The organism is Dehalococcoidia bacterium, from assembly GCA_030648205.1.
Lineage (GTDB): Bacteria > Chloroflexota > Dehalococcoidia > JAUSIH01 > JAUSIH01 > JAUSIH01.
Genome location: JAUSIH010000015.1, coordinates 22,652 through 30,877 on the forward strand (window position 1 = coordinate 22,652; position 8,226 = coordinate 30,877).

At 69.3% G+C, this 8,226-nt stretch carries 8 protein-coding genes; all 8 read right to left on the minus strand.

Annotated features, from left to right (window positions below):
- Nucleotides 1-150 precede the first annotated feature (150 nt).
- A complete protein-coding gene (locus Q7T26_01870; protein MDO8530906.1) occupies nt 151-675 on the minus strand; it encodes a hypothetical protein in 525 nt (174 codons plus the stop codon).
- Nucleotides 672-1,664 carry a D-glycerate dehydrogenase gene (locus tag Q7T26_01875; GenBank protein ID MDO8530907.1) on the minus strand — a complete coding sequence of 331 codons (993 nt, stop codon included), beginning with the start codon at nt 1,662-1,664 and terminating at the stop codon, nt 672-674. Before Q7T26_01875 ends, Q7T26_01870 begins: the two co-directional genes overlap by 4 nt.
- Nucleotides 1,651-2,349, minus strand: a complete 699-nt coding sequence (locus Q7T26_01880) for a class II aldolase/adducin family protein (protein MDO8530908.1) — start codon at nt 2,347-2,349, stop codon at nt 1,651-1,653. Before Q7T26_01880 ends, Q7T26_01875 begins: the two co-directional genes overlap by 14 nt.
- Nucleotides 2,349-3,869, minus strand: a complete 1,521-nt coding sequence (locus Q7T26_01885) for an FGGY-family carbohydrate kinase (protein MDO8530909.1) — start codon at nt 3,867-3,869, stop codon at nt 2,349-2,351. The genes Q7T26_01880 and Q7T26_01885 overlap by 1 nt, the downstream gene beginning before the upstream one ends.
- A gap of 224 nt (nt 3,870-4,093) precedes the next feature.
- Nucleotides 4,094-6,055, minus strand: a complete 1,962-nt coding sequence (gene shc, locus Q7T26_01890) for a squalene--hopene cyclase (protein MDO8530910.1) — start codon at nt 6,053-6,055, stop codon at nt 4,094-4,096.
- 20 nt (nt 6,056-6,075) lie between these two features.
- The gene (locus Q7T26_01895; GenBank protein MDO8530911.1) at nt 6,076-7,101 is read right to left on the minus strand and encodes a polyprenyl synthetase family protein; all 1,026 of its coding nucleotides are present in this window, start codon (nt 7,099-7,101) and stop codon (nt 6,076-6,078) included.
- Nucleotides 7,102-7,121: 20 nt separating this feature from the next.
- Nucleotides 7,122-7,772 carry a 3,4-dihydroxy-2-butanone-4-phosphate synthase gene (ribB, locus tag Q7T26_01900; GenBank protein MDO8530912.1) on the minus strand — a complete coding sequence of 217 codons (651 nt, stop codon included), beginning with the start codon at nt 7,770-7,772 and terminating at the stop codon, nt 7,122-7,124.
- Nucleotides 7,769-8,226 (minus strand): hypothetical protein (locus Q7T26_01905; protein ID MDO8530913.1); only part of this gene is annotated, 458 nt, incomplete at its 5' end. The genes ribB and Q7T26_01905, both read right to left, overlap by 4 nt.

The following is an 8,226-nucleotide window of genomic DNA, read 5'->3' on the forward strand; positions in this document are numbered from 1 at the left end:
ATTATGTCCCGCGCGGTGACCACGCCCCGCAGTCGCCACGCCCGCGGGAGAAGCCCTGCACTCGGTTGCGAAAAAGCGCGGTAGGAAAAACCGCTCAGGGTAAGCGGGCCTGGGGCGAACCTGGTGTACGCGAACTTAAGCAACCGAGTACTAGGCCTCCGGGAAGGCCTGGAGCAGGCGCTCCGCACAGGATGACCGGCAGAAGCAGAGCACCGTCGCCTCGTCGGCGTCCAGCGCCAGCGCCGACACGCCGAGCGGCTCCAGGACCCGGTTGGCGATGGCGCAGAACGCGCCCATCCACTGGTCCCGGTTGACGCGCAGCCAGTCGCATATCTCCCGTCGGCCGCCGCCGTTGATCTCCACGTACTGGGGCGCGGCCTCTCCGTGCGGCTCCCCCGCCGTCACTTCCACGTCCAGACCGAAGCGCTGGCGGAGGGCCTGCGTGGCCCAGCGGCAGAAGTCGTCCGCCCGGCCAACCTCCCAGTGCCAGAGGAGAGCGGCGGTCGGCGGGGACTCCGGAGCGCCGGTCAGGACAAGAGGGCTGCGATAGGCCAGAAGCACCCCACTATGCGGGGTGGCCCGCAGGCGGTGCGCCTCTGCCAGACGTAGCTCGGCGTCGGTCATGACCCCGGCCTCCACGACGAGCCGCCGGAGTTCGTCCACCCCTTCCGTCACGGCGCGCTTTGCCGGATCGCTTGGGGGTTGACGCAGGAAGGCATCGGCTCGCCCCGGAGTCCGGCGAGCAGGTTCTGGACGGCCAGGACCGCCATCCGAGTGCGCGTCGCGACGCTGGCGCTGGCGATGTGCGGCGTGATGATGACGTTGTCCAGGGCCAGCAGCGGATCGTCGAGGGGGATAGGCTCCACCTCCGCCACGTCCGTGGCCGCCGCGGCGATGGCGCGGTCGCGCAGCGCCTCGTGGAGAGCGCGCTGGTCCACCACGCTCCCCCGCGCCGTATTTACCAGCACCGCCGTCCGCTTCATGGACGCCAGCTCCCGCCGCCCGATCAGGTGATGCGTCTCCGGCGTCAGGGGCACGTGCAGCGTCACGAAGTCCGCCTGCCGGAGCAGCGACAGCAGGTCAGGCGCCCACTCGACTCCCTCCCGCTGCTCCAGGTCCGGCCTCCGCGTCCGGCCGTGGTACAGGACGCGCATCTGGAAGCCCTTCGCGCGGCGGGCCATCGCCAGCCCAATGCGCCCCAGGCCCACGACGCCCAGTGTGGCCCCATACACGTCGTGCCCGAGCAGCACGGACGGCCCCCAGTACCCCCACTTTCCGGCGCGGGTGTAGGCGTCCCCCTCCACAACGCGCCGCGCCGCCGCCATCAGCAGCGCCCACGCGAAGTCCGCCGTGGTCTCCGTCAGGACGTCCGGCGTGTAGCCCACGGGAATCCCCCGCTCGGTGGCGGCGGCGACATCAATGTGGTTGTAACCGACCGCCATGGTGCTGACGACCCGGAGCCTGGACGCCGCGTCCAGCACCCCCCTGTCAATCTGGTCCGTCAGCAGGCACAGCAGCCCGTCCACGTCCGCGACCTCGCGCAGCAGCGCGTCACGCGGGGGCGGCGCGTCGCCCTCCCACACACGGAGGTCGGCGACCTGGCGCAGCATCGCCAGCGCCTCCTCCGCTATGCGTCGCGTGACATAGACTCTAGGCGCGGCCACGGCTGTCCCCCTTGCCCGCCTGGCGCGCGCGGAAGAGCCTTCGCTCCTTCCGGACCACATCCGGCGGCAAGACCCTGGCCCCGCCTAGAAGCGATGCCATTACGTAAACTTGCGCGGCCCTCTCCACCATTGCACACACGCCCAGCGCGTCGGCGGGCGTACTGCCCACCCCCACGAGTCCGTGGTTCCGCAGAAAGGCGGCCTTGCGGTCGCCCAGCGCGCGGACGGCCCACTCCGCCATCTCCCATGTGCCAGACATCCCGTACTCGGCCACCTCGACCGCGCCGCCGACAAAGACGACCAGCTCGTCGAGCACGGGCGGCAGGGCACGCCCCGCCACAGCCAGCACGCTGGCGTACGTCGAGTGGGTGTGCATCACGGCGCCCACGTCCGGTCGGGCGTGGTACACGGCCAAATGCAGGGGCAGCTCCGAAGAAGCGGCGAGGCCCCCGTCCACGACCGTGCCCGCGGAGTCCACGACCACGATGTCCTCCGGACGCAACGTGTCGTAGGGCCGCTGCGAGGGCGTCACGGCGATCAGCGCCCGCCCGCGCGTGACCGGGAGGCGCATGCTCACATTGCCCGCCATACCCGTCACCAAGCCCCGCTCGCCCATCTTCTGGGCGGCGGCCAGCACCACCCGCCGCTCGGCCAGCCAGCGCGGGGTTGTCCCGGAGGTTCGCATCACGAGAACACCTCTATTAAGGAATCCACGCGCTCCGCGAAGGCGCGCCAGCGCCGGTAAATGTCCTCGTACTCCGCCGAGGCCCTGGGGTCGGGGTGCAGCACGGTGGCCAGGGGCCTCTGTGCGCGCCCGGCCTCCTCCAGACTCGCGTATGCACCGACGGCCGTGGCGGCGCAGAGGGCCGCGCCCACGGCGCTTACGTCGGCGTGCGGCGCGACATGGACAGGACGCGCCAGCACGTCGGAGAGCAACTGGGGGAAGAGTATGCTGCGCGTCAGCCCGCCGCCCACACTGACCTCAGCCGCCCGCTCGCCGGTGGTCTCCTCCACGCGCTCGACGGCCCATGCGATGGCGAACGCCACCCCTTCCAGCGTTGCCCTGGCCAGTTGGCCGCGGCCCCATCCGCCCGCCGCCAGCGGCACGGGAAGCGTCAGCCCGCCCGGCCGGACGCCTACGGGCACAGGCTCCAGCGGCCTCGCCCCCAGACAGGCGAAGACGCTGTCCGCGCCCGGCAGGACTGACGCCGCCGCCACGTCCAGACGCCGGTAGGCCGACTCGCTGGCGCGTCCGGCCAGACACTCCGCCAGCCATCGGTAGGCGTAGCCAGCCTCGCCGACGTTGCACTCGCACACCCACCGCCCCGGCGCCACATGCAGGCCCGCCCACGTCCGTCGCCGCGGGTCGAACAGCGGCGCCGACGCCACGCGCTGGACAACGCCGGTCCACCCCACGACCACTCCCGTCTGGCCCACATCCGTCACGCCCATGCCCAGCAGCCCACACTGCGCGTCCGGTCCCCCGGCCACCACCGGCGTACCGCCGGGTACTCCGAGCGCCGCCGCAGCCTCCGCCGTGAGGCCGCCCACAACGCTTCCCGCCGCGCAGAGAGGCGGGACAGCGCCATGCGGCAAGCCCATTGCCTCGAGCAGGTCGTCGCACGGCTCGTTACTTGTTATGTCCAATAAACCACAGTCGCCCGCCGAGGCGCGCTCCGCGACGGCACGACCTGTCAGCCGGAAGAGCAACCAGTCGGGAACGGACATGACAGAGCGGACGGCGGCCAGCCGCCGGGGGTGGTGCTGCCGCATCCAGGCCAGCTTGAGAGGCGCGAGCAGGTAGGCCGGCAAGTGGCCCGTCGTCTGGTAGATGCGCGAGCGGAGGGACTCATGCATGAGGAGATCGTGGCGGATGGCCCGCGCGTCCAAGTTCGGACCGGCGTACACGTCGCGCCCGCCCACGTCCAGGGCCACCATCCCCTGCCGCTGTCCCGTCACCCCGATGGCCGCGACCTGGTCCGCCGAGACCCCCGCGGCGCGGAGGGCATTCCGCGCGGCGCGGCCCACTCCGCGCCACGACCTGCTGAGGGAGAGCGCCCGTGCGCCCGCGCCCATGCGTCGCGGAGCGAGGTAGCGCCAGGGCTCCATGACGGCGGCGCGCACCGAGCCGTCTAGCGCGCAGACGACCGCGTGGACGCCGGACGTGCCTGCGTCAAGCGCAAGGACGTATTTTCCTGTCGTCATTTCCCTCCCGGACTCCGGCGTTAATCGGGACGCCATTGGGTGGCCTCCGCACCCACACATAGGCGCTCGGCATAGTACCGACCAGTCGGTTTCTTATTCCTTATCTGGGGTTCTCAGGGGAACAGCTCACGACACATCGGGCGCGTCAACCGCAGGCTCCATCACGCCTGCCCGTTAGTTATGTCGCCTCAGGCGCAAGAATGGATGCTGGCTGGTCAGTCTCTTCACAGCGCCTGCGCGCTGCCCTCCTTCGCAGGCTGTTCGCGCTTGAGCAGCGCGCGGTAGCGGCCCAGCGCCATGACGGGAAAGCAGACGTCGTAAAGGTGATAGTTGACATAGAGGTCGCCGGGAAAGCCGACGCCGGTATACGAGGGGTGGTCCCACCCCCCGTCCGGGCGCTGCGCGCCCACGAGGACGCGCACACCCCGTGCCACCGCCTCGCCGGCCCCTTCGTCGGCTGCCAGCAGGGCCAGAAGCGCCCACGCCGTCTGCGAGGGCGTGCTCGGCCCCTGCCCCCCCAGTTGCGCCACCTTGTAAGAGGCGCACGTCTCCCCCCATCCGCCATCGCTCCCCTGGTGGGATAGAATCCACTGGACGGCGCGGCGGACCTCCCCGTGGGCCATGTTCAACTGGATGGCCTGATAGGCGGGCAGCACGCATCCCGTGCCGTAGATATAGTTCGCCCCCCAGCGTCCCCGCCAGCTCCCGTCCTTCTGCTGCGACTCGCGGAGATACTCCAGCGCCCGCCGGACGGCGGGAGAGCGCCGCGTGTGCCGCATCCGCCCCAGCAGCTCCAGCACATGCCCCGTGACGTCCTCCGTCGGCGGGTCAATGACAACGCCGGAGTCGCTGAAAGGCAGGTGCGTTACGTAAAGTCTTGTGTTGTCCACGTCGAATGTGCCCCAGCCGCCGTTGCGACTCTGCATGCCGAGGAGCCAGCGCAGGCCGCGGTCCACCGCCTCCTGCCGCAACTCGTCCTCCGGCAGGCGCACCTGATGCAGCGCGGCCAAGACGAGCGTGGTGGTGTCGGCGTCCGTGTAGTGGTGGCTGCTCGGCCCACGCGCCCAGCCGCCGGGCGTTCCCCCTCCGTTCCTGAGCTGCCAGTCGCCCCCAACTTGGGCCTGCTGCTCGAAGAGCCAGCGCGCCGCTTTCTGAAGGGCCGGATGGTCGAGCGGCAGGCCCGCGTCACGCAGCGCCAGCATGACCTGGGCCGTGTCCCTCACCGGCGAGGCCCACGGCTGCAGTCGCCACATGTTTGCGCCAGCGATGGACGCCGACTCGAAGCTCTCCATGCCCCGCCGCATCACGGGATGCTCCATGTTGTAGCCCAGCACCCGCAGCGCGATAAGCGCGTAGGCCGTCTGACTGGGGATGCCGGCCCAGGCGCCGTCCGCTTCCTGGTGGACCTGGAGCCAGTCCTCCGCCGCCTTCAGGGCAACGCCGCGCAGGGGCTTCCAGGGTGAGCGTTCCAGAACACGAAGAACGTCGTCGCCAAAGCGGAAAAACCACTTCCAGGCCAGCACCCGGTCGGCGGTCCAGGGCACGCGGAACTCGCGCTTGCCCGGCGGCTCCACGTACAGCTCATCAATGCGCGCGCTGTCAGGCACCGGGCAGATGGGCTGCCGAGCGCCGATAACGAGCAGCGGGACCAGCGCCGCCCGCGTCCAGCTCGCGAAGTCGTAGATGTTCAGCGGCGCCCAGGAAGGCAGCAGGATAGTCTCCGCGGGCAAGACGGGAACTCCCCGCCAGTCATACTGCCCGAACAGGGAGAGCCACACCTTGGTGAAGACGCGCGTCTTGCTGACCCCGCCCAGGCTGAGGACCACGTGGCGGGCGCGCTGCATGGCCGGGTGGTCCGCTGGCGCCCCAGCCAGCTTCAGGGCAAAGTATGCCTCCACCGTGGCGTTGAGGTCGGGCGGGCCGCCGGAGTAGAGCGCCCATCCGCCCCCGGGCAGCTCTCGACCCATGATGGAGGTGGCTATCTTCCGCCAACGGTCTTCGCGAGCGACGCCCAGGAAATGGGTGAGGAAAAGGTACTCGGCCTCCACCGCCACGTTCGCCTCAATCTCGCCGCGCCACCAGCCCTGAGCGTCCTGGGCGTTGAGGAGATAGCTGACGGCCCGGTGGAGCGTCCGCTCCACGGCGTCCATGTCTGACTTCACATCCGAAGCTCGCTGCCGCGCCATGCCATCACCTGCCGCACCGGTCACCGGTCCCGCTGGACGACGAACCGGGCGACCTCTTTCAGTTCCCCCGTGGCCCTGTCGCCGACCGCCACCGCGTCCAGCTCCGCCACCGCCTCTCGATAGTACTGGTCCGCCGTCCGCAGCGCAAAGCGCCTGGCTTGGACGGACTCCAGCACGTCCACCACGCGGGAGACGTCGTCCTCCGTCAGAGTCCGCTTGCCATAGACACGCGTCAGGGTCTCCCGCGCCGCCGCCGAAGCGTGCTCTAGGGCATAAATGACCGGGAGCGTCTTCTTCCTGCGGCGGATATCGGAGAGGGCGTCCTTGCCGAGCACCGCGGGGTCGCCCCAGATGCCGAGCACGTCGTCCACCACTTGAAAGGCAAGGCCCAGCGCGTGGGCGTACCGCCGCAGCCGCGCCACCACCGCCTCGTCCGCCGTCCCCAGGACCGCCCCTATATCGACCGCAGCCTCGATGAGGGCGCCCGTCTTCCGCTCGATCATCGCCAGGTAGTCCGGGACGGTGACGTCCATGCGCTGCTCGTAGCTCATGTCCAAGTGCTGTCCCTCTATGACACGCAGACACGCCGCATGCAAAACGTTCGCCGCCAGCACCGTGCGGGCGTGGTCCACCCCCCGCGAGGAAAGCCGGAGGACAGCCAGGCACGCCAGGGTGAGCATGCCGTCGCCCGCGTTGATGCCCTCGCCCACTCCCCAGAGCGACCACACGGTGGGCCGGTGGCGACGCTCCCTGTCCCCGTCCTGGATATCGTCGTGAATCAGGGAGAAGTTGTGGACAAGCTCGACCGCCGCGGCGGCGGGCAGAGCGGAGCGCCAGTCGCCACCAGCGGCTTCGCAGGCCAGCAAACAGAGGGTGGGGCGCAGGCGTTTGCCGCCGGACAGAGCCTCCGGGTGGCCCTGGGGGTCCGTCCACCCCAGGTGATACCGGAGCATGTCGTAGAGGAGCAGGGTGCGGCCCTCAAGAGCCGTCCGGAGTTCCCCTTCGACAGCGGAACGATACCGCTCGAATACGGGAGGCAGCTCCATGGCGGCCCTCCCTCTGGGAATTACCGGTACGAACGCTTGCTGACGACAGCCTGCTGGACTGCTTCGCGCGACCGCTTGAGATGCTCGACCACGTCCCAGACGCTGACGATGGGGAACCCGTAGGTGTGCGCGAAGGCTTCCAGGACGCGTCCCCGGGCTACGTGGCCGTCCTCGTCCAGGATCTCGCAGAGGAGTCCCGCCGGATAGAGGCCGGCGGCGCCGCACAGGTCAACGATGGCCTCCGTGTGGCCTCGGCGCTCCAGCAGGCCGCTTCTCCGCGCGCGAAGGGGCACGATATGACCGGGGCGAGCGAAATCCTGGGGCTTGGACTGGGGGTCCAGCAGGGCACGGATGGTGCGGGCGCGGTCGTGGACGGAGGACCCGCTTGCGCTTGAGTCGCACTTGTAGTCCAACGTCTCGCAAAACGGCGTGTCGGAGTCCTGAAACGTGCGCGGCATCAGCGGTATTTGCAACTCATCCAGTCGCGAAGCGGAGAGAGATATGCACAGAAACCCGGCGGCGGCCTTAATTAAGAAGAGAAGCTCCCGCGCGGTCACCTTCTCCGCGCTGATAGCCAGGTCACCTTCGTTCTCCCTGTCCGGATCGTCGAGAATAACGACAAAGCGCCCCGCCTGGAGCTCTTTGATAGCGTCCTCTACCCGAGCAGTCAACGCGAACCTCCCGCTGTGCTGGCAGTATCTGGGTAACCGTCACGCGCTCCTGACGTCGCGGAGAACGCGGCTTCATGGCGATGCGCCGCCATGTCCTGACTCTCCACCCGCCGCGCCATCTCCTCAAGGTGGCCTACCACCCTGTCAATGATGTCGTCCGGCGTCGATGAGCCTGCGGTCACGCCGACGCGCTCCCGCCCCTGGAGCCAAGAGATCTGTATCTCCTCCGGCTGCTCGATGTGGTGGGTTTCCACCCCTACTTCCTGGCATATCTCGGCCAGGTGCCGCGTGTTGGCGCTATGCCGTCCGCCCACCACGATCATCAGGTCCACGCGCCGGGCCAGGTCAATGGCGGACTGCTTCTGGCGCCGGGTCGGGAGGCAGATGGTGTTGATGACCCGGATTTCCTGCACGTCATCGTTGTATTGAGAGATGAAGCTATTGACGAACTGGG

Bases quoted from the DNA above. Each gene is read 5' to 3' on its own strand.
- Q7T26_01880 (MDO8530908.1), bottom strand. From the start codon at position 2,349: ATGCGAACCTCCGGGACAACCCCGCGCTGGCTGGCCGAGCGGCGGGTG.
- Q7T26_01885 (MDO8530909.1), bottom strand. From the start codon at position 3,869: ATGACGACAGGAAAATACGTCCTTGCGCTTGACGCAGGCACGTCCGGC.
- shc (MDO8530910.1), bottom strand. From the start codon at position 6,055: ATGGCGCGGCAGCGAGCTTCGGATGTGAAGTCAGACATGGACGCCGTG.
- Q7T26_01895 (MDO8530911.1), bottom strand. From the start codon at position 7,101: ATGGAGCTGCCTCCCGTATTCGAGCGGTATCGTTCCGCTGTCGAAGGG.